The sequence below is a fragment of the Frankia sp. CcWB2 genome, from assembly GCF_977927585.1.
Genome location: NZ_CDWRCM010000264.1, coordinates 2,714 through 3,263, shown reverse-complemented (window position 1 = coordinate 3,263; position 550 = coordinate 2,714). Strand labels below are relative to the sequence as shown.

The following is a 550-nucleotide window of genomic DNA, read 5'->3' as shown; positions in this document are numbered from 1 at the left end:
TGGGCGGTCGAGCGGCGGCTCGACGGCCACGCGGTGCCGGCGCAGCCGCCGGCGTCCGTGCTGCCGCACGTGGAGCCCGCGTCCTACGTTTACGCCGCCGGGCGGGACGCGGCCGTGCACTGGCACCCGTACGAGGTCGACGACCGGCGCCGCTTCGTGCAGCGCCGGCTGGCCGACCCGTCCGGTCCCGACCTGGTCCTGTTGCCGGCGGCCGCAGCCGAGGTACTGCGCGTCCGCGGTCCCGGCGGCGAGACCGTCCATGAGATCGAGCCAGCCACGATCCCGTCGATCGGCGTCACGCTGACCCGCCGCCGCCGGTTGGCGCGCGACACGTCCGGCGCCCCGATCCTCTGGTCCCAGCGCCAGCGCACCCCGTTCCTCCGCCCACCCACGGGAGCGACCCGCTTCGACGTCCTGGCCGAGGACGCCCCGCCAGGCTAGAAGGCTTGGGCGGGCGAAGCCGCGAAGGATGGGTCAAGTTCTGGGTAGGCGGGTCAGGCTGCGAGGCCGGCGTGCTGGATGAGTTGGTCGACGGCTTTCTGGTAGGTGT

General features: G+C 74.2%; 1 pseudogene. It reads left to right on the top strand.

Annotated elements, in window-relative coordinates:
* Positions 1 to 441 (top strand): annotated as a pseudogene (locus ACY45C_RS19995) (hypothetical protein); the annotation flags it as partial.
* Positions 442 to 550 lie beyond the last annotated feature (109 nt).